19 protein-coding genes are annotated in these 22,651 nt (G+C 72.4%); 7 read left to right on the top strand and 12 right to left on the bottom strand.

Translation table 11 applies throughout. The features are described from left to right. Positions 1 to 4: 4 nt before the first annotated feature. From ABIC30_RS22130 to purQ, 4 genes are all read left to right on the top strand, one after another. Positions 5 to 604 carry an ActR/PrrA/RegA family redox response regulator transcription factor gene (locus ABIC30_RS22130; protein WP_012321283.1) on the top strand — a complete coding sequence of 200 codons (600 nt, stop codon included), beginning with the start codon at positions 5 to 7 and terminating at the stop codon, positions 602 to 604. Between the two features lie 114 nt (positions 605 to 718). Beyond that, positions 719 to 958 carry a hypothetical protein gene (locus ABIC30_RS22125; RefSeq protein ID WP_012321282.1) on the top strand — a complete coding sequence of 80 codons (240 nt, stop codon included), beginning with the start codon at positions 719 to 721 and terminating at the stop codon, positions 956 to 958. 176 nt (positions 959 to 1,134) lie between these two features. Then, positions 1,135 to 1,374, top strand: coding sequence for a phosphoribosylformylglycinamidine synthase subunit PurS (gene purS / locus ABIC30_RS22120; protein WP_020093986.1), 240 nt, complete (start codon positions 1,135 to 1,137; stop codon positions 1,372 to 1,374). Next, on the top strand, positions 1,374 to 2,054 hold the full coding sequence (gene purQ, locus ABIC30_RS22115) for a phosphoribosylformylglycinamidine synthase subunit PurQ (protein ID WP_020093987.1): 681 nt from the start codon (positions 1,374 to 1,376) through the stop codon (positions 2,052 to 2,054). The genes purS and purQ overlap by 1 nt, the downstream gene beginning before the upstream one ends. 431 nt (positions 2,055 to 2,485) lie before the next feature. On the opposite strand, the gene ABIC30_RS22110 is transcribed toward purQ, so the two are convergent. The 5 genes from ABIC30_RS22110 to ABIC30_RS22090 all read right to left on the bottom strand — a co-directional run bounded on the left by ABIC30_RS22110 (position 2,486) and on the right by ABIC30_RS22090 (position 9,239). Further along, the gene (locus tag ABIC30_RS22110; protein ID WP_020093988.1) at positions 2,486 to 4,918 is read right to left on the bottom strand and encodes a penicillin-binding protein 1A; all 2,433 of its coding nucleotides are present in this window, start codon (positions 4,916 to 4,918) and stop codon (positions 2,486 to 2,488) included. A 170-nt stretch (positions 4,919 to 5,088) separates the two neighbouring features. Continuing rightward, complete coding sequence (locus tag ABIC30_RS22105) at positions 5,089 to 6,348, bottom strand: N-acetylmuramoyl-L-alanine amidase (protein WP_020093989.1); 1,260 nt, start codon at positions 6,346 to 6,348, stop codon at positions 5,089 to 5,091. Positions 6,349 to 6,484: 136 nt separating this feature from the next. Beyond that, on the bottom strand, positions 6,485 to 7,036 hold the full coding sequence (locus ABIC30_RS22100; RefSeq protein ID WP_020093990.1) for a hypothetical protein: 552 nt from the start codon (positions 7,034 to 7,036) through the stop codon (positions 6,485 to 6,487). A 244-nt stretch (positions 7,037 to 7,280) separates the two neighbouring features. Then, positions 7,281 to 7,637 carry a phasin gene (locus ABIC30_RS22095; protein ID WP_026605054.1) on the bottom strand — a complete coding sequence of 119 codons (357 nt, stop codon included), beginning with the start codon at positions 7,635 to 7,637 and terminating at the stop codon, positions 7,281 to 7,283. A gap of 330 nt (positions 7,638 to 7,967) precedes the next feature. After that, positions 7,968 to 9,239, bottom strand: coding sequence for a glycosyltransferase (locus ABIC30_RS22090; RefSeq protein WP_103985564.1), 1,272 nt, complete (start codon positions 9,237 to 9,239; stop codon positions 7,968 to 7,970). A 124-nt stretch (positions 9,240 to 9,363) separates the two neighbouring features. Here ABIC30_RS22090 and ABIC30_RS22085 point away from each other — a divergent pair, with 124 nt between their 5' ends. Beyond that, positions 9,364 to 10,617, top strand: coding sequence for a glycosyltransferase family 4 protein (locus ABIC30_RS22085; RefSeq protein ID WP_234081623.1), 1,254 nt, complete (start codon positions 9,364 to 9,366; stop codon positions 10,615 to 10,617). 211 nt (positions 10,618 to 10,828) lie between these two features. Further along, positions 10,829 to 11,005, top strand: a complete 177-nt coding sequence (locus tag ABIC30_RS22080; protein WP_165923182.1) for a hypothetical protein — start codon at positions 10,829 to 10,831, stop codon at positions 11,003 to 11,005. A 21-nt stretch (positions 11,006 to 11,026) separates the two neighbouring features. Here ABIC30_RS22080 and ABIC30_RS22075 read toward each other — a convergent pair whose 3' ends face one another. The 5 genes from ABIC30_RS22075 to ABIC30_RS22055 form a co-directional block, all read right to left on the bottom strand. Continuing rightward, entirely contained in the window at positions 11,027 to 13,546 is a 2,520-nt protein-coding gene (locus ABIC30_RS22075; protein ID WP_234081622.1) for a putative bifunctional diguanylate cyclase/phosphodiesterase, read from the bottom strand. Between the two features lie 94 nt (positions 13,547 to 13,640). After that, complete coding sequence (locus tag ABIC30_RS22070; RefSeq protein ID WP_100252510.1) at positions 13,641 to 15,323, bottom strand: acyl-CoA dehydrogenase family protein; 1,683 nt, start codon at positions 15,321 to 15,323, stop codon at positions 13,641 to 13,643. A gap of 232 nt (positions 15,324 to 15,555) precedes the next feature. Beyond that, positions 15,556 to 15,762, bottom strand: a complete 207-nt coding sequence (locus ABIC30_RS22065) for a hypothetical protein (protein WP_012321270.1) — start codon at positions 15,760 to 15,762, stop codon at positions 15,556 to 15,558. A 116-nt stretch (positions 15,763 to 15,878) separates the two neighbouring features. Further along, a complete protein-coding gene (locus tag ABIC30_RS22060; protein ID WP_354456089.1) occupies positions 15,879 to 17,441 on the bottom strand; it encodes an FAD-dependent oxidoreductase in 1,563 nt (520 codons plus the stop codon). 126 nt (positions 17,442 to 17,567) lie between these two features. Continuing rightward, complete coding sequence (locus ABIC30_RS22055) at positions 17,568 to 18,476, bottom strand: DMT family transporter (protein WP_100252508.1); 909 nt, start codon at positions 18,474 to 18,476, stop codon at positions 17,568 to 17,570. A 241-nt stretch (positions 18,477 to 18,717) separates the two neighbouring features. Between ABIC30_RS22055 and ABIC30_RS22050 the strand changes: the two genes are divergently transcribed. Next, the gene (locus tag ABIC30_RS22050; protein WP_020093999.1) at positions 18,718 to 19,605 is read left to right on the top strand and encodes a YihY/virulence factor BrkB family protein; all 888 of its coding nucleotides are present in this window, start codon (positions 18,718 to 18,720) and stop codon (positions 19,603 to 19,605) included. 90 nt (positions 19,606 to 19,695) lie between these two features. Here the strand turns inward: ABIC30_RS22050 and ABIC30_RS22045 are convergent, their stop codons facing one another. Together ABIC30_RS22045 and ABIC30_RS22040 are read right to left on the bottom strand one after the other, a co-directional pair. Then, on the bottom strand, positions 19,696 to 21,471 hold the full coding sequence (locus ABIC30_RS22045) for a glucan ABC transporter ATP-binding protein/ permease (protein ID WP_020094000.1): 1,776 nt from the start codon (positions 21,469 to 21,471) through the stop codon (positions 19,696 to 19,698). A gap of 377 nt (positions 21,472 to 21,848) precedes the next feature. Continuing rightward, complete coding sequence (locus tag ABIC30_RS22040) at positions 21,849 to 22,328, bottom strand: CAP domain-containing protein (protein ID WP_020094001.1); 480 nt, start codon at positions 22,326 to 22,328, stop codon at positions 21,849 to 21,851. Between the last annotated feature and the right edge of the window lie 323 nt (positions 22,329 to 22,651).

Raw genomic sequence — 22,651 nt, 5'->3', positions numbered from 1 at the left:
CCGGATGCTCACGCAGCCCGGGACCTCGGCGGCGACCGACCCCGCCGTGATCAACGATGCCGATCCGCTGGCCGCCTTCTCCGACCGCAGCCTGCTGATCGTCGACGACGACAAGCCCTTCCAGACCCGCCTCGCGCGCGCCATGGAGAGCCGCGGCTACCATGTGCAGGTGGCCGACAGCGTCGCGGACGGCGTCTCCGCCGTCGAGGCGCGCGCGCCCGCCTTCGCGGTGATCGACATGCGCCTCGGCGACGGCAATGGCCTCGACGTGATCGCCCGCCTCAAGGAGCGCCGGCCCGAGGCCCGCGGCGTGATCCTCACCGGCTACGGCAACATCGCCACCGCGGTCACCGCGGTGAAGCTCGGCGCCTTCGACTACCTCGCCAAGCCCGCCGACGCCGACGAGATCCACGGCACGCTGATGGCGCAGCCGGGCGAGCGGGCCGACCCGCCCGAGAACCCGATGTCGGCCGACCGGGTCCGCTGGGAGCACATCCAGCGCGTCTACGAGCTGTGCAGCCGCAACGTCAGCGAGACCGCCCGGCGCCTCAACATGCATCGGCGGACCCTGCAGCGGATCTTGGCCAAGCGCGCGCCGCGCTGAGGCCGGACCGCTCCGGCGCCGTCCGGTCGGTTGCATCGCCCCGCCTCTGTGGGCTAGCTGCGCGGGTCCCGGACGGTTCGTCCGGGGCCCGAAATCTTTTCGAGGGCGGATCTCGTGAACGGGCGCAACGCCATCACCATCATCAGCATGATGGTCCTCGTCGGCACCGAGGTCTTCGCCGTGGCCATCGCGGCGGGCTGGGCCATCGCGGGCATCTTCGATCTCGGCGACCGGGTCGGGCACGTCCTGATGGGGCTGTTCAGCCTGTTCGCGGCCTGGATCATGCTCCAGCTCTGGCGCCGGGCGACCAGCATCGAGCCCCTGCGGGGCCCGGCTCCGGCGGCGCATCGCTGAACGAGCGCGCACGGGCGACTTTTCCGTTCAAGTTGCATCCAGCAGCGGAATGATCCCTATGCGTGCGGCGTGTTCGACAGTGCGCCGGCCTTCCTGTTAGAAGCGACCGGCGACGGTCTGTGTGACGTTGTCGCAGGTCACACCCCCGTCCCGACACGCGTGAGACCCGTAGATCCATGAAAGCCCGTATCATCGTCACCCTGAAGACCGGTGTGCTGGACCCGCAGGGCAAGGCGATCGAGGCCGCCCTCAGGTCCCTCGGCATCGAGGGCGTCGACGGCGTCCGTCAGGGCAAGGTCTTCGACATCGAGGTGTCGGCAGCCGACGGCGCCGCCGCCGAGGCGACGCTGCGCACGGCCTGCGAGAAGCTCCTAGCCAACACCGTCGTCGAGAACTACGCGATCGAGATCCTCTGATGCACGCCGCGGTCGTCGTCTTCCCGGGTTCCAACCGCGAGTCGGACGTCGTCCGGGCCCTGCGGCGCTCCGGCGCGCAGGTGAGCCTCGTCTGGCACGCGGACCACGCGCTCCCCGCCGGCACCGACCTCGCCGTCCTGCCCGGCGGCTTCTCGTACGGCGACTACCTGCGCTGCGGCGCCATCGCCGGCCGGGCCGCCGCCATGGACGCGGTCCGGGCCCACGCGGCCCGCGGCGGCCTCGTGCTCGGTATCTGCAACGGCTTCCAGATCCTGTGCGAATCGGGCCTGCTGCCCGGCGTGCTGATGCGCAACATCGACCGGCGCTTCATCTGCCACCGGCAGACGCTCCGGGTGGAGCGCACCGACACCCGCTTCACCAGCGCCTACACTCAGGGTCAGGTGATCGACGTCTGCGTCGCCCACGGCGAAGGCAACTACTTCGCCGATCCCGAGGCGCTGGCGCGGATCGAGGGCGAGGGCCGGGTCGCCTTCCGCTACTGCGACGCGACCGGGGCGATCACCGTCGAGGCGAACCGCAACGGCTCCCTCAACGCCATCGCGGGCGTCCTGTCGGAGACCGGGAACGTCCTCGGGATGATGCCGCACCCGGAGAACTTCGTCGAGGATCTGGTCGGCGGGACCGACGGGCGCGGGCTTTTCGACAGTCTGGCGGCCTGAGATCGACGGGAGAGAACACACCTTAACTCCGCATTAAGGTTTTCGAGGCATAAACAGGCATCCAGTGATCTGGATGTCGAGTTGGACATGTTTGTCCGCTCTGTTTTGATGCCTCCCTGATGACTCCTCGAGCCGCTCCCTCCGGGGCGGCTTTTTTCTGTGCGCCTGCGGAGCGCGACGCTGGTCGGTGCCGAGGGGCGGGTCTCGCCCGAGAACGGCCCGCGCGAACTTGGCCGCCGCACCTTCCGGCCCTTCGGGCAAAGCTGCGCGATCCCGGACGGCGCCGGTCGCGATCGCGGGCCTCTCGCCCCGGCGATGACCCGTCCGTCGCACCGTCGCCCCGGATCCGTAACGCGAAAGCCCAGGCCGGGCGGACCCGACCTGGGCTGAGAGCGATCTCGGCTGACAGCGGCTGGGCGGGGCGAGCCGCCTCAGTACAATCCGCCGGCCTGAGCGGCCCGGTCGGGATCGGGCGCGACCGCCGCCGGGGCGGCCGCCTGGCCGCCGCCGCCGGAGGACGGCGCCGAGTAGGAATCCGGCGGCGCGGTGCCCGGCTTGAACGCCTCCAGGATCGTCCCGGCGCCCTCCCCCGAGCCGGCGCGGGTGCCGCTCGCGAGGTTGATGCGGATCAGCTTGATGCCCGGGGGCACGCGGAACGGCGTCGGCGGCTTGTCCTTGAGGGCCGTCTTCAGGAACTCCAGGGCGATCGGCGCCGCCAGGCCGCCGCCGGTGGCGCGGTCGCCGAGCGAGCGGGGCTTGTCGAAGCCGATATAGATGCCGACCGCCAAGTCCGGCGAGAAGCCCACGAACCACGCGTCCTTGGCGTCGTTCGTCGTGCCGGTCTTACCGGCGAGCGGCTTGCCGATCTGCTTCAGGATCGTGGCGGTGCCGCGCTGGACCACGCCCTCCATGATCGAGACCATCTGGTAGGCGGTCAGCGGGTCGAGCACCTGCTCGGAATCGTCCACCAGCTTCGGCTCGTCCTGGCCCGACCACTTCTCGGCGTCGCAGCCGATGCACTTGCGGTTGTCGTGCCGGTAGATCGTCTCGCCGATGCGGTCCTGGATCCGGTCGATCAAGGTCGGCCGGATGCGCCGGCCGCCGTTGGCCAGCATCGAGTAGGCGGTGACCATGCGCATGACCGTGGTCTCGCCCGCGCCGAGCGACATGGGCAGCACCGGCAGCATGTCGTCGTAGACGCCGAAGCGGCGGGCGTACTCGGCGATGAGCGGCATGCCGACATCCTTGGCGAGCCGGACCGTCATCAGGTTCTTCGAGTGCTCGATGCCGTAGCGCAGGGTGTGCGGGCCGCCCGACTTGCCGTCGTAGTTCGAGGGCGTCCAGGCCTCCTGGCCGGGGCCGGCCTCGATGGTGATCGGGGTGTCCTGGATGATCGAGGCGGGGGTGTAGCCGTTGTCCAGCGCCGCCGAGTAGACGATCGGCTTGAACGAGGAGCCGGGCTGGCGCATCGCCTGGGTGGCGCGGTTGAACTCGGACTCGTCGTACGAGAAGCCGCCGACCATCGCGTGCACGCGGCCCGTGTTCGGGTCCATGGCCACGATGGCGCCCGAGACCTCGGGCTTCTGGCGCAGGCGGAACTGGCCGCGGCCGCCGTCCATCGCCTCGACATAGACCATGTCGCCGGGCTGGAGATTGGCGCGGCCGGCCCAGCGCATGCCCTCGGGGACGATCACGCCGGTCTCGCGGTCTTTGCCGACCTGGCCGGAGGCCTCGCGCCGGGGCTGCAGGCCGATCTGCACGCCGCCGCCGCCGTTGCCCAGCACCACGGCGAGCCGCCAGGGCGCCACGTCGCCGAGCGCCGGAACCTCGGCCGCCGCCATGCCCCAGTCGCGTCCGGTCAGGTCGACCTTGGTGACCGGACCGCGCCAGCCATGAGCCTGGTCGTAGCGCACGAGGCCGTCGACCAGCGCCTTGCGGGCCCAGGCCTGCATCTTCGGGTCGAGGGTCGTGCGCACCGAGAGGCCGCCCTCGTAGAGCTTCTTCTCGCCGTAGCGCTCGGAGATCTCGCGGCGGACCTCCTCGGTGAAGTAGTTGGCGTTGGCGGCGTTCGGGAAGGCGACGCGCGGGTTGACGCCGAGCGGCATCTTCTTGGCGGACTCCGCCTCCTCCCGGGTGATGTAGCCGTTCTCCGCCATCAGGCGGATGATCTCGTTGCGGCGGTCGAGGGCCGCCTGGGTCTTGCGGTAGGGGTGGTAGTTGTTCGGCCCCTTCGGCAGGGCGGCGAGGTAGGCCGCCTCGTTGATGGTCAGCTCGTGGACCGACTTGCCGAAATAGTCGAGCGCCGCGGCCGCGACGCCGTGCAGGTTGCGGCCGGGCACGATCGTGCCGAGGAAGATCTCGTTGAGGTAGAGCTCGAGGATCTTGTCCTTCGAGTAGGCCGCCTCGATCCGGAGCGCGAGCAGCGCCTCCTTGATCTTCCGGTCGTAGGTCTGCTCGGAGGAGAGCAGGAAGTTCTTGGCAACCTGCTGGGTGATGGTCGAGGCGCCCTGCCGCTTGCCCGACTTGGCGTTGGTCAGGAAGGCGCGCACGATCCCCTCGGGGTCGATGCCGCCGTGCTTGTAGAAGTTCTTGTCCTCGGCCGACAGGAAGGCCGCGACGACGATCTTCGGCATCGCCTGGATCGGCAGGTACAGCCGGCGCTCGCGGGCGTACTCGGCCAGCAGCGAGCCGTCCGCCGCGTGGACGCGGGTCATCACCGGCGGCTCGTAATTGGAGAGCGCGGCGTGGTCGGGCAGGTCCTGGCTGTACTTCCAGTAGAAGTAACCGCCCACCGCCGCGCCGACCACGAACAGCACCGCGGCGGCGCTGAACAGGATCCCAAAGAAACGGAGGATCAGACGCATCCGGTGTTCCGCTCGTCGCTGGCCCGGCCGAATGCCGGAATCGGCTCATCCGGCGCGTGCACCCCGCGCGCTGCGCGGCCGGCCCCCGGACGGTCCCGTGAGACCCCCTCGGAATGCCGGTTTCGGCGGCCATGCGACGGGGCGTCGGACGTCCCGTATCGACACTCTATCTATGGTGAAACTGGGGCGGCGGCGGCCGCGCGGCGCGTCGGGGCCGGCCGGCCGAGCGTGGCGCGGTTGGTGAAGAACTGGTCGATCGCCTTGGCCATGGAGCCGGTGACGTCGGCCCGCCACTCCGGCGATTGCAGCATCTCCAGGTCGCGCTTGCTGGAGAGATAGCCGAGTTCCACGAGCACGCTCGGCACGTCGGGGGAGCGCAGCACCACGAAGCGCGCCTCGCGGTGGGGCTTGGCGCTCATCTTCATCACGGGGGCGAGCTGGCCCATCAGCGTGCGGGCGAAGCCCGACGAGAAGCCCCGCGTCTCGCGCAGGGTCAGCTCCTGCAGGATGTCGGCGATGTCCGGCGGCGCCTCGGCGGCGTCGACGCCCGCGGCGGAATCCGCCCGGTTCTCGCGCTCGGCGAGCTTGGCGGATTCGGCGTCCGTGGCCTTCTCGGAATTGGTGTAGATCGTGGCGCCGCTCACCTGGGGCGCCGCCGAGATCGAGTCCGCATGGATCGACACGAACAGGTCGGCCCTGGCGTCGCGGGCGAGGCGCACCCGCTCGGCCAGCGGCACGAACACGTCGCGGTCGCGGGTCATCCGGACCCGGTAGCGGCCGCCCGCCTCCAGCCTCGCCACGAGGGCCTGGGCGAAGCCGAACACGATGTCCTTCTCGAACACGCCGCCCACCGCGATGGCGCCGGGATCGGTGCCGCCGTGGCCGGCATCGACCATGATCAGCGGCCGCTGGTCGGCGGGCTCCGGCGCCGCGGCGCGGGCCTGGGCGGGGGCGGGATCGGCGGTGGCGGCGGCCTTGCGGAACGCGTCGCGGTCGGCGCGCTGCAGCGGGATCGTGAGCAGCACCGCGCCGTCACGCGGCCGCGTCGCGGTCTCGATCTTCCCGACGATGGCGGGCGCGGTGAGGTCGATCACGATGCGGGACCGCCCGGGCGCGAACAGGCCGTAGCGGAAGCTCTGCACGAGGCCGTCGCGGCGGCTGCCGGTCCCGGAATCGAGCTGGAAGTTGACCTCGGGCAGGTCGATCACCGCCCGGTCGGGCCGCTCCATCACGAAGCCGCGGGCCTCGACGGCCCGGGACAGAGTCAGGGTGAGGCGCGTGGTGCCGGCCTGGCTCGCGACGTCGGCCCCGATGGCGACGGCCGGCTTCTCGCCGTTCTGCGCGGCAGCCGGCATCCCCGTCAGCGCCGGCAGGAGCGCGACGGCGAGGCGGAGCCATGCGGAACGGATCAGGCGCGCGCAGTTCGGCATCGGTCCGGTGTCGTCTCCCGTGCCCTCCGTTAAGGCATGGGACCGGCTTGGTTAACGGGTCGTTGCCGCCGCGGGTTCGATCGGGCCGGCCTTGTGGCCGGGATGCGACAAGTCCCGGCCGCCCGGGCGCCGCGCCTCAGCGGTACGCGACGACCCGGCTCGCCTGCCCGACCACCGTGACCCAGCAGGTCAGGGACGCGTCGGCGGCCCGCTGGACCTCGCCGACCTGCAGGCGGATGACGTCGGCCGGCGAGCGGGCACCCGAGAGCGCCCGCAGATGCGCGACGGCCGCCTCGCCCTCGCCGCGCACGTAGCGGGCGATGATCGAGCCGATCTCGACGACGTCGAGGCGGTCGGGGGTGAAGCTGATTCGGTTCGCGGCCGCGACGAGTCCCGGACCCGCGCCCGGCACCGGCCGGGGGGCGATGTCGATCACCGCCCCGGTTCCGGACTCGGCTTCGGACCGGGCTTCGAACTCGGCTTCGGACGTCGTCGCGGCGGCTGTGGCCACCGGGTCGGACGGGACGTCCACCGCGCCGTCGGGCGCGGTCTCGGCGCCGGTCCGGACGGCCTCGGCGAAGTGGTCAGGCGATTGGTCAGGCGCCGGAGCGGGCGCTTGATCGGGTTCATCCGCCGCGATCGGGGCGGCTGCGGCCTGGATCTCGGGGGGGGCCGACGCGTCCTGCAACGGCTGGGGCGTCCCGGCGGGACGGCTCCTCGGTCGACGCGGCTTTCCCATCGCGCGATCTCCTCCTGTCGGCGTCGGCCCGTCTCGACGGAGCGGCGGCCGGAGGTCGTGCGCGGCCGGCTCGCCGGCGGTGTCGGCGCCGGGCCCGTGACGCCCGGGCGTCAGAGCGGGGGATCCGGCGGGCCTGGACGGCCCTGCCGGATCCCGGTCTTCGTGCCCCGATCGCGGACCGGGGCGGCCGGCCTCAGCGGGCGGCGGCGTTCTGCGCCAGGGTGCCGTAATCCTTGGCCTGGGCCTGGAGCGCGGCGAACTGGCTGCGGACGAACTCGGACTGGAGCTCGAACGCCTCGCGGAGATCCTTCGTGCGCACCAGCTTCTGGGCGAAGTCGAAGGTCGCGTTGGCGTTGGCCTGCGCGTGATCGAACCCCTTCGCGACCGCGGCGCTGAGGGTCGACTGGAAGGTCTGGCCCGAGGCCTGGACCTGCTCGGCGGCCTTCACGGCGTTCGCCATCATGGTGCCGACGGCGGTCCGGGCCTGATCGACGCTCTTGTCGGCGAAGTCGCGCATCTCGGTCGGGATCTCGAAGTTCGGGGTCTGCATCGATGTCTCCAGCATCATCCTTGGAGCGGGACGCCGCATGCGTCCGCGTTGACGCCCCTCTATATGTTGCACTGCAACAAGAAGTCAAGTGCAGGTTCGGGGCGCACTCACGGATCCGGAGGCCCGATAAAGTTCCGATCCGATGATGTCACGAAGTCATCGACCCGGTGCCAGGGCCAGATAGCAGGTTGCGAGCAAGCTACACCATTGACTCAGTCGGCTAAGATTGCTGATCCCCGCGGAAACCCGATTGGCAAAAAACTATCTCCCTGTCCAGAGGGGCGCGAACGGATCGTGAATTCTTCTGGTATACCAAGCACACCGGAGGATTCAGGATCGTTGCTCCAGGGCGAGCGCGGGTGGATGCTGCATCGCACCGGCCGCCGATTCGGCCAGGCCGGCGTAGAGCGCGCGGAGCGCCGCTGTGTGAGCCGCCAGACCCATCGGGGCCACCCGGAAGAGGCGGCGCGCCTCGGCCCCGAGGGCGGCCGCCAGGGCGTCGTCCCGGAGCGCCGCGAACGCCTCGGCGAGGGGCGCGATCTCCGGCGCGACCACGAAGCCGGTCCGGCCGTGCCGGACCTTCTCAGCGGCGCCGGAGCGGTCGGAAGCCACGACCGGAATGCCGGCCGCCAGCGCCTCGTAGACCGTGAGCGGCCCGGTCTCGTACCAGCGGGAGGGCGCGGCGAGCGCCCGGGCGCGGGCCCGGAGCGTCGCCCAGACCGCCTCGGGCCGCTGCCAGCCGATCACCTCGACGCCGTCCCGGGCGCGCAGCTCCGCCTCCAGGGGCCCGGCGCCGATGAACAGGGCCGGGAGCCCCGCGGCGCGGGCGGCGTCGGCCACGAGGTCGGCGCCCTTCTCGCGGGTGAGGCGCCCCACATAGGCGATCGCGTCGCCGCGGGCGGGCTCGGCCGCCGGCCCGTCCGGGAGCCGGACGGGATTGTCGATCCTGTGATGCGCTAGGGCGTAGCCGCCCAGGAGGGCGCCGAGCCGCTGGCGGCTGGCATCGCAGACATGGACGACGTGGAGCGGGCGGCGTCGGCTGGCCCGGCCGACGACCTGACGCAGCGCCGCGGCGCGGGCGACTCGCACGGCCTTGTGCACCCGGCTGCGCGGGTCGCAGGGCGCCGCCAGGCAGGCGGCCGACAGGGGCGCGAGCCCGCAGGGCTCGGCCCGGTCGAAGCGGTAGTAGACGCCGTTCGGGCAGGCCAGGGCGTAGTCGTGCAGCGTGACGACCAGCGGCACCCCGGTCTCCGACAGGACCGGGACGATCGCCGGCGACAGGGTCCGGGTCCACTGGTGCAGGTGGATGCAGTCCGGCGGCGCGGCGAGGCCGGCGAGGGCGTCGGCGAGCCGGCGTGCGGCGGCCGCGTGCCAGATCCCGGCGGCGGCGGCCCGCGCGGCACCGAGCGACCAGATGTCGGGCAGGCCGAGGTCGATCCGGCGGATGCCGGCATGGTCGAGGAGCGGGTCGACGGGGCCCGGGATCGCCTGGATGTAGGTGACGCCGAGGCCGGCCTCGGCGAGCCCGCGGGCCGATTCGAGCGCGACCTTCTCGGCGCCGCCGCTGGCGGCCGCGAACTCGGCCAGGATCACGACGTGCACGGTGAACCCTCCCGGGGATCGATCGCTCTCGCGCGCCGGGAGGATGGGGCAGACCGGTTTACGGGCGATCAACCGCGGCCGGATACAGCTGTCGGTCCCGGATCGCAGCGGCGGAAGTCCTGACGTGCACGTCGTCCTCGTCGCAGACCACGCCGCGATCAACGGCGGCCAGGCCAAGGTGGCCATCGAATCCGCCCTGGGGCTCGCCGCCCGGGGGATCCGCGTCAGCCTGTTCGCCGCGGTCGGCCCGGTGGACCCGCGGCTCGAGCCGGCCGGCGTCCGGGTGGTCTGCCTGGACCAGGACGACGTCACCACGGCGCGCAGCAAGCTCGCCTTCGCGGTCCAGGCGATCTGGAACGGGCCGGCCTGCCGCGCCCTGGCGGCGGAACTCGCCGCCTGCGATCCCCGCGACACGCTGGTCCACGTCCACGCCTTCGCCAAGGCGCTGTCGCCGTCGATCGGCACCGCGCTCCGGGCCTCGGGGCTGCCCTGCCTCTACACGATGCACGAGTTCTTCCTCGTCTGCCCGACCGGCGGCTTCTACGCCTACCCGGCGCAGCGGATCTGCCACCGCACCCCGATGTCGCCCGCCTGCATCGTGGCGAACTGCGACGCGCGCAGCTACCCGCGCAAGGTGGCCCGGATGGTCCGCCACGCCGGCCTCGCCCACGTGGCCCGGCTGCCGGAGCTGTTCGCCCACGTCATCACGATCAGCGACCTGCAGGAGAGCGTCGTGCGGCCGCTCCTGCCCCGCGGCACCGCCTTCCACCGGGTCGACAACCCCATCGCGGTGGCGCCGGCGCCGGTCCACGACGGGCCGCCGGGCGACTTCCTGTTCGTCGGGCGGATCTCCACCGAGAAGGGCGCGCCGATCTTCGCCGAGGCGGCCCGCCGGGCGGGCGTGCGGGCGGCCTTCGTGGGCGACGGCCCCGAACGGGCCGACCTCGCCGCGCGCTATCCCGAGGCGGTGATGCTCGGCTGGCGCGACGCCGCGGCCGTGCAGGCGCTGATGCGGCGGGCCCGGGCGCTGGTCTTCCCGAGCGTCTGGTACGAGGGCCAGCCGCTCACCGTCTACGAGGCGCTGGCCTGCGGCGCGCCGGTGATCGTGAGCGACGCCTGCGCGGGCCGCGAGGCCGTGGCCGACGGCGAGACCGGATTCTGGTTCCGCTCGGGCGACCCGGACGACCTCGCCGCGCACCTGCGCCGCCTGACCGACGACGGCCTCGCCGCCCGGATGGGCCGGGCCGCGCACGAGCGCTACTGGGCCGCGCCCCTGACCCTGGACACCCATCTCGACCGTCTCGAGGCCGTCTACGGGACGGTCCTGCGCGAGGCCGCGGCCCGCGGCCCGCTCGGGCGGCCGCTGGCGACCGCCTGAGGACGATTCCGGTGCGCACGTCCTCGCGAGCGCGGCGGAGCAATCCAGGGCAGCGGGTCGCCTCGGCACGCGGCGCGGTTCTGCGTCGCTCCGCTGCGCGCGCGATGACGGGGCGCACCGATCAGGCCCGAAAGATCGGAAACACCCGCCCTCCCTCGCGTTGATGCCCACCGGCACCCTTGCGTGCCTCCGTCACGGACGAGCGAGCGACATGGCCGAGACCCACAAGCCGAACGAGACCAAGCCGGGCTTCCAGCAGGGCAGCGCCAAGCCGGGCGACGCCAAGAACCCCGACAACAAGCAGGAGAAGCTGAACGAGCGCCTGGACGACGCCCTGGAGGAGACCTTCCCGTCGAGCGACCCGGTCTCGGTGAAGGTCACCAAGTAGGTCCCGCGCGGGCCGGGCGGATCAGGCCGCCCGGTCGTCCGGGACCGCCTCCCGCGCGCGCTCGATCAGGCGGCGGGCCTCGGGACCCGGGACCGCGCGGCTGAACAGGAAGCCCTGAACCTCGTCGTAGCCCTCGGCGCGGAGCATCGCGAGCTGCTCGGCGGTCTCGACGCCCTCGGCGGTGGTGGCGATGCCGAGGCTGGTGCCCAGGCTCGCCACCGCGCGCACGATCGCCGTGCAGTGGGTGTTCTCGCCGACCTGGCTCACGAAGGAGCGGTCGAGCTTGATCTTGTCGAACGGGAAGCTGCGCAGGTAGCCGAGGCTGGAATAGCCGGTGCCGAAATCGTCCATCGCGATCCGGATGCCCATGGCCCGCAGCGCGTGCAGCGTCGCGAGGTTGGCGGCGCTGTCGGCGAGCAGGACCGATTCGGTGATCTCCAGCTCGAGGCGCCGCGGGTCGAGCCCCGCGGCGGCGAGCGCCCCGCGCACGGTCTCGACCAAGTCGCGGTTGCGGAACTGGATCGGGGAGAGGTTCACGGCGAGCCGGATCGCCTCCGGCCAGGTCGCCGCCTCGGCGAAGGCAGTCTGCATCACCCAGGCGCCGATCGGCACGATCAGGCCGGTCTCCTCGGCGAGCGGCACGAACTCGGCCGGAGAGACCGGGCCGTGCTCCGGGTGGTGCCAGCGCAGCAGCGCCTCGAAGGCGAGGATCCGACCGGCGCGGGCATCCATCAGCGGCTGGTAGACCAGCGAGAACTGGCCGCGGGCGAAAGCCTCGCGCAGCTCGTTCTCGCGCCGCCGCCGCGCCTGCACCCAGGCATCCATCTCCGGCTCGAAGCACCGGAAGGTGCCGCCGCCCTCGGCCTTCGCCCGGTAGAGGGCGAGGTCGGCGTTCTTCATCAGCGTCTCGGGATCAGTGCCGTCCCGGGGCAGGCAGGCGACGCCGATGCTGGTGCCGATGTGGCAATCCTGGCCGTCCAGCCGGAAGGGGCGGCCGAGTTCGGCGATCACCCGCGCGATCAGCCCGTCCGCCAGCGCCGGGAGGTCCGGCCCGCGCACCAGGATGGCGAACTCGTCGCCGCCGAGCCGGGCCACGAGGTCGTCCTCGCGCAGGCATCCGGCGATCCGCTCGGCCGCCTCGCGCAGCAGCTTGTCGCCGACCGGGTGGCCCAGCGTGTCGTTCACGATCTTGAACTTGTCGAGGTCGAGGCAGAGCAGCACCGCCGCCTCGCCGTCCCGGGCGTGGCGGGCGATCGCCTCGGCGAGGCGGTCCCGGAACAGCACGCGGTTCGGCAGCCCGGTGAGCGCGTCGTGATGGGCCATGTGGGCGATGCGGGCCTCGGCCCGGCGCCGCTCGGTCATGTCGATGGCGGCCTCGAGCACGGCCTGCCGCCCCTCGAACGGCATCGCCCGCTGGAACAGGGACACCTCGATCGCGGAGCCGTCGGCGCGGCGGTGGAGGGTGCCGGTGGGCGGCAGGCCGGGTGCCGGCGCCGCGTCGGCGGCCATGGCGAGATCGGCCGGCGCCCGCTCCAGGAACTGCTCGCGGCTGTAGCCGTAATGGGCGATGGCCGCGTCGTTGACCGCCAGGAACCGGTCGCGCGCGTCGGCCACGACCCACATCGGCACCGGGTTGTTCTCGAACAGGAGCCGGAACGAGGCCTCTCGGGCCTTGATGTCGCCGACATCCGTCATCGTGACCGAGACGAGATCGCCGACGCAGCCCGCCTCGACCTTGAGGTAGAGCGTGCCGCCGTCGGAGCGGGGACGGCTCAGCTCGAAGGCCGCGCGCCCGCCCCGCTCGACCATGGCGGCGAGCGTCGCGATCGTCCGCGCGGTGACGGCCCCCGGGAAGAGCTGGCCCACGCGCTGCCACTGCAGGGCGGCGGCGGGGCGTTCCAGCAGGCGCTCGGCCCCGCGGTTGAGGGCGACGATCTTGAAATCGACCGGCCGGCCGGCCGCGTCCCGGACCGTGCTGAGGGCCAGGATGCCCTGGTCGGTGGCGGTGAACATCGCCTGGACCAGCTCGGTCCGGACGCTCGCCCCGTCGAACCCGACCAGCACGAACGGCTCGCCCCAGCGGTTGCCCAGGGGCACGCCGACGAGGCGGGTCGATGTCACCACCCCGACGGCGAGGCGATCGCACCGGGCGAAGGCGGGCTGGCCGGACGTGAGGGCGGCCGCGACCATCTCGTCGACGGGCTCGCGCAGCTCGATCGGGAGCGCGTCGACTGGGAGGGTCTCCGTCGGGATGATCTCGGCCGGGACGATCCCGGACAACGCGCCCTCCGCGCCTTCGGCACCCTGCGCGAGCCAGGCGCCGAAGACCTGGCCCGCCCAGAGGATCCGGGCGGCCCGCCCGTCGCGGGTCGTCACCAGGGCGGCCCGGTCGGCGAGGCGGCCAAGACTCCCGAGCACGACGGCCTCGTAGGACGGGATCGGCGCCCCCGGCGTCCGGCAATCCTGCCAGTGCCGGAGGAGGTTCTTGCCCGTCTGTCCGTCGTCGTGCTGCGCGCTCACCGAGCCGCCCCAGTTGTTCACCGGGCGCCAGGAAGCAGGGACTTCGTTTAAGCCGGGTTCATATGCCGACTTATAATCCCATGATACGTACTATTCCCCAGCTCTAGACGGGATTTCAGGCAGACTCGAGCAGCCGGCGGGCGATCACCTGCGCCTGGATCTCCGCAGCGCCCTCGAAGATCGAGAGGATGCGCGCGTCGCACAGGATCCGGCTCACCGGGTACTCGAGCGCGAAGCCGTTGCCGCCGTGGATCTGGAGGGCGTTGTCGGCCGCCGCCCAGGCGACGCGGGCGCCGAGCAGCTTCGCCATCCCGGCCTCCAGGTCGCAGCGCTTGCCCTCGTCTTTCTCGCGGGCCGAGAAGTAGGTGAGCTGGCGGGCGATGTTGATCTCCACCGCCATCATGGCGAGCTTGTCGGCCACCCGCGGGAAGTTCACCAGCGCCTTACCGAACTGGACTCGCTCCTCGGCGTAGCGCAGGCCGACGTCGAGGGCCGACTGGGCGACGCCGATGGCGCGGGCCGCGGTCTGGATGCGGGCCGACTCGAAGGTCTGCATCAGCTGGGCGAAGCCCTTGCCCTCGACCTCGCCGAGCAGGTTGCCGCCCGGCACCTCGAAGCCCTCGAAGGCGAGCTCGTACTCTTTCATGCCGCGGTAGCCGAGCACCTCGATCTCGCCGCCCGACAGGCCCTGGACCGGGAAGGGATCCTCATCCGTGCCGCGCGGCTTCTCGGCGATCAGCATGGAGAGGCCCTTGTGGCCCTTCTCCTCGGGCTTGGTGCGCACCAGCACCGTCATGATGTCGGCGCGGACCGGGTGGGTGATCCAGGTCTTGTTGCCGGTGATCTTCCAGACGTCGCCCTCCTTCACCGCGCGGGTGCGCAGGCTCGCGAGGTCGGAGCCGGTGTTCGGCTCGGTGAAGACGGCGGTCGGAAGGATGTCGCCCGAGGCGATCTTCGGCAGGAAGCGCTGCTTCTGCTCCTCGGTGCCGCCGCACAGGATCAGCTCCGCGGCGATCTCCGAGCGGGTGCCCAGCGAGCCGACGCCGATATAGGCGCGGGACAGCTCCTCGGAGACCACGCACATGGCGGTCTTCGGCAGGCCCATGCCGCCGTACTCCTCGGGGATCGTCAAGCCGAAGACGCCGAGTTCGGCCATCTTCTGCACGATCTCCATCGGGATGTAGGCGTTCTTCAGGTGCCACTCGTGCGCCTGATCGACCACCTCGGCCTTGCCGAAGCGGCGCATCTCGGAGCGGATCGCCTCCATGTCCTCGTCGAGGCCCGAGGCGCCGACGGTCGCCGAGCCGCCGCCGTCGCGCATCAGCGCCACCAGGGCGGCGCGGTTCTCGGGGGTGTTGCCCTCGGCGATCAGGGTCTCGACCGCGTCCGTGCGGTACGGGGCCACCTCCTTGGCGGAGAGGCCGAGCGACCCGGTGACGCGGACCATCTCGCCCTGGCTCATCGGGATGCCGGAGAACAGCTGGTCGAGATACTCGCCGGCGCCGATCCGGACGAGGAGCGCCTCGGTCTCGCCGAACCGGCCCTCCCCTTGCAGGCGCTCGGCGTAGCCGCCGAGCTCGTTCACCGCCTCCGCGTAGGTCGCGAGCCACGCGAGCCCGTGGGCGGCGTGCTGCTGGCCCTCGAGCTTGGCCGCGTCGATCCGCCCGTCCGTCCCGAGGATCCGCGTGCGGACCCGGCGCGTAGCCTCGGCGGCCAGCGCCTTCGCGCTCTCACCGGCGGCCTTGGTGAGGGCCACGAGATCCTGCGGCTCGGTCTGGATGGCGGGGGATGCGGACATGGTTCTCTGCTCGCGTGGCGTCTTCTTGGATCGGGTCTTTTAACCTGCCGCGGTCCGGAGCCGAAGCAGATTTCGTTTGTCTCGCCTTGAACTGAAGTTGAATACCGGTGCCGGAGGGCCGGCGCGCAGCCCTGCGAAGTCAAGGCCTGACCGGCGCGGCGACGCGCGACGCTCCGGACACTGATGATCGTGCCTTCAGCCTACCGAAACCTGCTCGCCGGACGGCCCCGGCTCAGCGCCTCTGCTCGCACCGGGTCTTCAGGTAGGACCCGTCCTCGCCCTTGAAGCCGGCATTGGCCGCCAGGACCGGACCCTGGACGAGGCATTCCTGGAGCGTGTGGGCCGGGCCCGTCACCACGTCGATAGCGGTCTCGCGCGAGCAGTCCGGGGCCTGGACGGAGGCGGCGCAGATGAGGGCGACGACGATGATCTGGTTCATGGGGCCTCCCGTGCGGGCCCGGCTCACGAGACGGCGGGCGGCGTCTACCGAAAGATGGACCGCCCGACCTTGTTCCCTCGGTCCGGCCGCCTCGACATGGCGCCGATGTCGCGCCGTCACACCAACGCGGCGAGATCCGCACCGGCCTCGATCCGGTCGGGGGCGGGCACGCGGCCCTCGCCCAGCAGGTGGAGGAACGCCGTGAAGGCGGGGTTGCGGCCGATGCTGCAGGCGGCCACCGCGCGGTTGTCGCGGACGTAGTAGGCGATGAAGTCGAGCGCCGCCGGGTCGCCCTGCAGGATGATCCGCTCGAAATCCGGCGCGTAGCCGCCGTAATCCAGGCGCTTGTCGCCCTGGTTGCTCCAGAAGAACGGCGCCCCCGCGAAGGCGCCGGTGGCGCCGAGCATCGCCCGGGCGACGTGCGTGCCGTGCTGCTGCGCCAGCCGCCAGTGCTCGATCCGCGCCGTGACGCCGCTGCCGCGCTCCGGGAAGGCCGCGATGTCGCCCGCGACCCAGACGTTGTCGGCGAGCTTCAGGTCGGCGCCGACCGGGAGGCCGCCGGACTCGTCCGGCTCCACCCCGGCGACGATCCCGGTCTCCGGCGCGGCGCCGGCGCCGATCAGCACGAGGTCGGCCGGAAGCCGCGCGCCGTCCTCGGTCTCGACGGCCTCGACGGAGCCGGTGCCGGCGATCCGCGCGACCGTGCCGGTCACGAAGGTCACGCCGTTGCCGGCGTGGTAGCGCTTCAGCGCCGCGCCCACGGCCTCGCCGAAGCGCTTGGCGAAGGGGACCTCCTCCCGGGACAGGACCGTCACCGACAGGCCGCGCTTGGTCAGGAAGGCCGCGGCCTCCAGGCCGATGAAGCCCGCGCCGATCACCACCACGCGCGTCGCCCGTTCCGCCGCGGCGCTGAGGCGCACCGCGTCGTCGAGGCTGCGCAGGGTCATGACGCCGTCGAGATCCCTTCCCTCGAAGTCCGGCACCACCGCGCGGCTGCCGGTGGCGATCAGCAGCGCGTCGGCGGACAGGACCCGCCCGTCCGCCAGCGCGACGCTGCGGCCGGCCGGGTCGATCCGCGTCGCCTCGGCCTCGACCCGCTCGACCCGGTGGGCGGCGGCGAAGTCCGGCTCCAGCAGGGTCTTCTCCGCCGGGGTGGGCTTGGCCAGGAACTGCTTGGACAGCTTGGTCCGGTCGTAGGGCGGGTGGCCCTCGCGGCCGACCAGGGTGATCGCCCCCGCGAAGCCCTCGCGCCGGAGCGTGGTGACGCAGGCGGCGGCGGCCGCACCGGTGCCGACGATCAGGACCGTCCCGACCGGGGTCTCGGCCTCTCGCCTCGGGGCCGGCTCGGGCGTCAGCGTCGCCACCGCCTCGCCGCCCTCGATCCGGACGGGATAGCGAGTCAGCGCCTCCAGCGCCGGCGGCTCCTCCACGCCGCCGTCGGCGACCGCGAAGGCCGCCTTGTGCCAAGGGCAGTAGAGCCGGCCGCCGCAGATCTCGCCCTTGGCCAGCGGCGCGCCGAGATGCGGGCACTTCGCTTGGAAGGCGCGCACCCCGTCGGCGTCGCGCACGAACAGCACCGCGTCGTCGCCCGCGGCCCCCTCGCCCTTGCCCTCGGCCTTGCCGCCGAGGGGGATCGCGTCGAGGGCGAGGCGGATCTCGCGGGGCTTGTCCTGGTTCATCCTCGCCTCGCGCGCTGCCGGCCCGGGCCGATCCGGCCCGCGCGCACCAAACCGCGAGGGCGCGAAGGGTTTCCGCGCCTTCCGTCGCAGGGGTCGCGGCCTCGGCGGCGACCGCCCGCGGCCATCTCAGCCGCGGCTCGCCACCGCCACGCCGAGGGCGGCAAGCGCCATGCCGGCGCCCTGCACGGGGGTCAGCACCTCGCCGAACAGCAGGTAGCCGAGGACGGCCGCGACCGGCGGCACGAGGAAGAACAGGGCGGCGACGCCCGCCACCGCGCCCCGCCGGATCAGCACCAGCAGCAGCAGGATCCCGGCGACCGAGTTGACCAGGACCGCCCAACCGAGGCCGAGCCACAGGGCGGGCGCCGGATCGAACGCGCCGCCGCCGAAGGCGAGCGCCAGCGGGATGGCGCAGGCCATGCCGCCGACGAACTGGAGGGTCGCGCCGGCCAGGAGATCGACCTGGCCGCCGGTGCGCTTCTGCCAGAGCGTGCCGAGGGTCAGCGCCAGCACCCCCAGGAGGCTGACGGCCAGCGCCGCCGGCGGGATCCCCGACGGGTCCGTGGCGCCGAGCTTCGGGGCGAGCACGAGGCCGGTGCCGACGAAGCCCATGAGGATCCCGAGCGCCCGCCGGCCGCTGACGCGCTCGCCCAGCAGCGGCTGCGCCAGGAGCGCGGTGAGCAGCGGCTGGAGGCTGCCGACGAGCGCCGCGATGCCGGCCGGCAGCCCGTGGCTCACCGCCCAGAAGACGCCCGACAGGTAGACGCCCTGCATCAGGAAGCCCGCGACGACCGGGTCGCGCCACCCCGCCCGGTCCGCCGGCCAGCGCACCCGGGCGGCCGCGGCGATCAGGGCCAGCACCAGGGCGACGGCCGTGAAACGGATTGCGGTGAAGGCCAGCGGATCGACGTGCGGCACGACCGCCCGGGCCGAGATGAAGCCCGTGGCCCAGATCGGGATGAACAGCGCCGGGAGAGCGCCGGACGCGAGCGTCGACGGGCGGGAGAGCGTAGGCATGGCCGCCGGACGGAGCATGCCGGCGCGCCCGGCGCAACGGTGATCTCGCCGCCCGGGCGGGGCGCGGTCCCGACCGGCCGGCGGCGTGGCGCGGACGCGTCACCGGCCGCCGATCGGGACCGGAGCGCGCCGGCGGCGTTGACGCGCGGGTGCCGGCGCCGTTCATCGGCGGACCTCTCCCGGAGAGGGCCGCCCCGAGGATCGCGCGATCGAGGATCGTTGGACACCCGTGAAACCCCTCCGCAGCGGATTGCAGGTCATGGGCGTCGCCGCGCAGCGCTTCGTCTCCCATGACGGCTGGGCGATCGCGAGTCACATCGCCCTCTCGAGCCTGACCTCGCTGTTCCCGTTCCTGATCCTGCTGGCGGCGCTCGCCGGCCTGTTCGGCACCCAGTCGCTGGCCGACGAGGCCGGGGTGCTGATCTTCGACGCGTGGCCGCGGGAGATCGCCAAGCCGATCGTCGGCGAGGTGCACCGGGTGCTCACCGAGCAGCGCAGCGGCGTGCTGACGCTCGGCGCGCTGTTCGCCCTGTACTTCTCCTCCTCGGGCGTCGAGAGCCTGCGGGTCGGGTTGAACCGGGCCTACGGCCTGCGCGAGAGCCGGCCCTGGTGGCTGACCCGCCTCGAATCGATCGGCTACGTGATCTGCGGCGCCTTCGCGATGCTGGCCTTCGCGCTGCTCGTGGTGCTGGGGCCGCTGATCTGGCGCAACGTCGTCTTGGTGGCGCCGGGCCTGGAGCCCCTGAGCCTCACGGTGGCGATCGGGCGGATCGGCGTCACGGCCCTGCTGCTCGCCGTCGTGCTGGTCATCGCCCACAAGTTCGTCGCGGCCGGGCGGCGCTCGATCCTGTCGGTGCTGCCGGGGATCGGGGTGACGCTGCTCCTGTGGTTCTTCGCCGGCCTCGGCTTCGGCTACTACCTCGACCGATTCTCCAACGCCTACGCGTCGACCTACGGGGGGCTGGCCACCGCGATGGTGTTCCTGGTCTTCCTCTACTGGCTCGCCGCCATGTTCCTGTTCGGCGGCGAGATCAACGGCACGGTGATCGCCGCCCGCCGCGCCCGCCTGCAGGCGAAGATGCTGGCGCGCCGGGCCGAGATGGAGGGCCGCAGGTCCGGGACGGGCGCCCCGGGACCGGGCGCCTGATCCCGGAGCGTCCCGGTCGCACCCCACCGTCTCCCGCGCGGGAGAGGGGTTCGCGCCCGGACCCGACGACGCGGTGCGCCCGGCGGCGCCTCACGCCGCCAGCGCCAGCCCCTCGTCTTCCTCCGCCTGGGCCGCCATGAACTGCGCCCGGGCGAGCTCGGCGAACCTGCCGTCCTGCGCGACCAGGTCGTCGAAGGTGCCGGCCTCGACGATCCGGCCCTCGTGGAACACCAGGATCCGGTCGGCGTCGCGGATCGTCGCGAGGCGGTGGGCGATCACGAAGGTGGTCCGCCCCTCCATCACGGTCTCCAGGGCGCCCTGGAGCTTGCGCTCGGTGGCGGCGTCCAGCGCCGAGGTCGCCTCGTCGAGGATCAGGATCGGCGGGTTCTTCAGGAGCGCCCGGGCGATCGAGAGCCGCTGGCGCTCGCCGCCCGAGAGCGACCGGCCGCGCTCGCCGATCACCGTGTCGAGCCCGTCGGCCTGGCGCGCCATGAAGGCGCTGGCCTGGGCGCGTTCCAGCGCGTCGAGCATCTCGGCGTCGGTGGCGTCGGGGCAGCCGACCTGCAGGTTCTCGCGGATCGAGCGGGCGAACAGCATCGGCTCCTGAAACACCACGCCGATGTTGTGGCGCAGCGAGGCGAGGCCGACGTCGCGGATGTCCATCCCGTCGATCCGGATCGCGCCGGAGGCCGGGTCGAAGCTGCGGTGCAGGAGGCCGAGCGTCGTCGACTTGCCCGAGCCGGTGGTCCCGACCAGCGCGATCGTCTCGCCGGGCTTGGCGGTGAACGAGACCCCGTCGAGCGCCTGGCGCCTTCCGTCGTACGAGAAGGCGACGTCCTCGAAGGTGACCGCGCCCTCGAAGCGGGCGACCTGCCGGGCGTGCGGCCGGTCGGCCACCGCCGGGACGGTGTCGTAGATCTCGAAGAACTCGGCGATCTTCGGCGCCTGCTGGAACAGGCCGTTGACGAAGCCGACCACGTGGTCGAGCCGGGCCACGAAGGCGGTGGCGAGGCTCATGAAGGCCACGACCTCGCCCACCGTGGTGGTGCCAGCCTGGTAGAGCCAGATGCCGGTGACGAAGATCGCCGTCATGGTGATGGTCGCGGAGGCGCGGGTCGCCACGTTGGCGAGCGCCCACCAGGACAGGACCGGGATTTGCGCGGCGAGCAGGTTGGTGATGATGCCGCGCATCGCCTCCTTCTCGGCCTTGGCGCGGGTGAAGGACTGGATCACCGCGACGTTGCCGAGGGCGTCCGAGGCGTGGGCGGCCAGCCCCGAGTTGAATTCCTCAACCTGGCCCTGGAGCGCCTCGGTCCGGCGCATCACGAAGGTGGTGAGCGCCGTGAAGGCCAGCACCAGCACCACCAGGATCGCGCCGAGCTGCCAGTTGATGAACAGGGTCATCGGCAGGAGCACGCCGAGCGAGACCAGGGCGACGAGGTGATCGCGGAAGAAGCCGAGCCACAGCCACGCCATGCCGTTCGTGCCCTCCAGCATCGCCTTCAGGACGCGGCCGGAATGGTTGGCCGAGTGGAAGGCGAGCGGCAGGTCGAGGACGTGCTCGAAGTAGCTCGCCATCGACGACAGGCGGTTGCGGTGCGCCAGCCGGTCGGCGTGGAGCGCGATGAACACGCCCGCCGCGATGGTGAAGAAGCCGAACGCCACCCAGGCGGCGAGCAGGGGCAGCATCGTGCCCATGGCGTCGCCGCCGCGCTTGAGATGGGTCAGCTGGTCGATGATCCGGCCCATCAGCAGGGGCTCGGCGAAGGCCGCGATCGCCAGGACCACGTTGGTGACGGCTAGGCCTATCGCCAGCCGCCGCTCCGCCTTCAGAAATCCCAGGACCCGCCCGTACAGACGAACCATCGTACCGCTCCGCCACCCCTGGCGCGGCCCGTGTGACCCGGGTCTCACGCCTTCACCGAGGAGGTCCGCGCGGCCGGCATGCGTGCCGGATCCGCGTCAAACCCCTCGTACGAAACGGGTATGCCAGCGCCTGCCTGAACGGGCGATGACGGGCCGATACAGGTTCGAAACAGTCGCCTTTACGGTTGCTTCAGCAAAGTTTCCCGAAGCTTAGCCCGGATCCGCCGCGCCCGGGACGCGCGGGCGGTGCCCGACGGCTCGGGGGCGTCGAAGCGGCGTTCGCGCCGTTCATGATCGACGGCGTCTGGCTGTCCGGACGACCGATTCGCCCCCCGCCGGCGAGGCCCCCTCCATGCCGGCCGACCGGCGGGGTGCCGCTACTTCGCGGTGAGGAGCGCCCAGTAGACCTTGTACTTCGAGCCCGGGGCGTAGGCGGTGGCGATCCCCATCCGGGTCGCCCCGGGCGCCAGCATGGTGGCGTCGTGGGGCGGGCTCTCGCGCCAGCCCGAGAAGGCCTCGGCCAGGGTGTGGTAGCCCGCCGAGAGGTTGGCGTTGACGCTCGCGTAGCCGAGCCGCTCGACGGCGGCCTTGACGGTCTGGGCCCGGCTCGGCCGGTCGGCGAGCGCCATGGCGGCCGCCTCGGCCTCGGCGAGGCGCTGCAGTTCGGGATCGACCGTCAGCGGCGGCGCGCCGCGGTTGCGGCGGTAGGACGAGATCATGTCGCGGGCCGCCTCGACGTCGATATGCGCGCTGTTGCTGGCGAGCGGCAGGTAGATGCTCGGCAGCCCGGCGCTGCTCGGCGGCTGGGCGGCGCAGCCGCCGAGAAGCGCCGCCGCCAGCGCGGCCGGACCGACCATCCGGGCTCCGGTCCTGATTTGGGCGCGCCCGCGCCCCGCATGTCGACCGTCCCGATCGCGTCTCGTCACGTTTCATCCATCCCTGCGACGGCCCCACCGCCCAGCCGCCATATAGGGGCTGCCGCTCGGCCGCGCATCGGACGGTTAGGGCTTCCTCAAAGGCCCTCCGTCTAAAATTGCACACCGATGACGACCGCGCGTTCCCTGACCCCGGTGGATCCACCCCGCGACCGATCCGTCGGCGGGTGCGCGGACCCGTCGGCAGCGTCTGAGGCGGCGTCGGAGGCCGCGGCCGCGCGCGCCCTCCAGCGGACGATCCTCCG

The sequence above is a fragment of the Methylobacterium sp. 1030 genome (assembly GCF_040544715.1).
Classification (GTDB): domain Bacteria; phylum Pseudomonadota; class Alphaproteobacteria; order Rhizobiales; family Beijerinckiaceae; genus Methylobacterium.
Note: the sequence above shows the minus strand (reverse complement) of the source record. Positions and strands in the feature narration are given on the sequence as shown.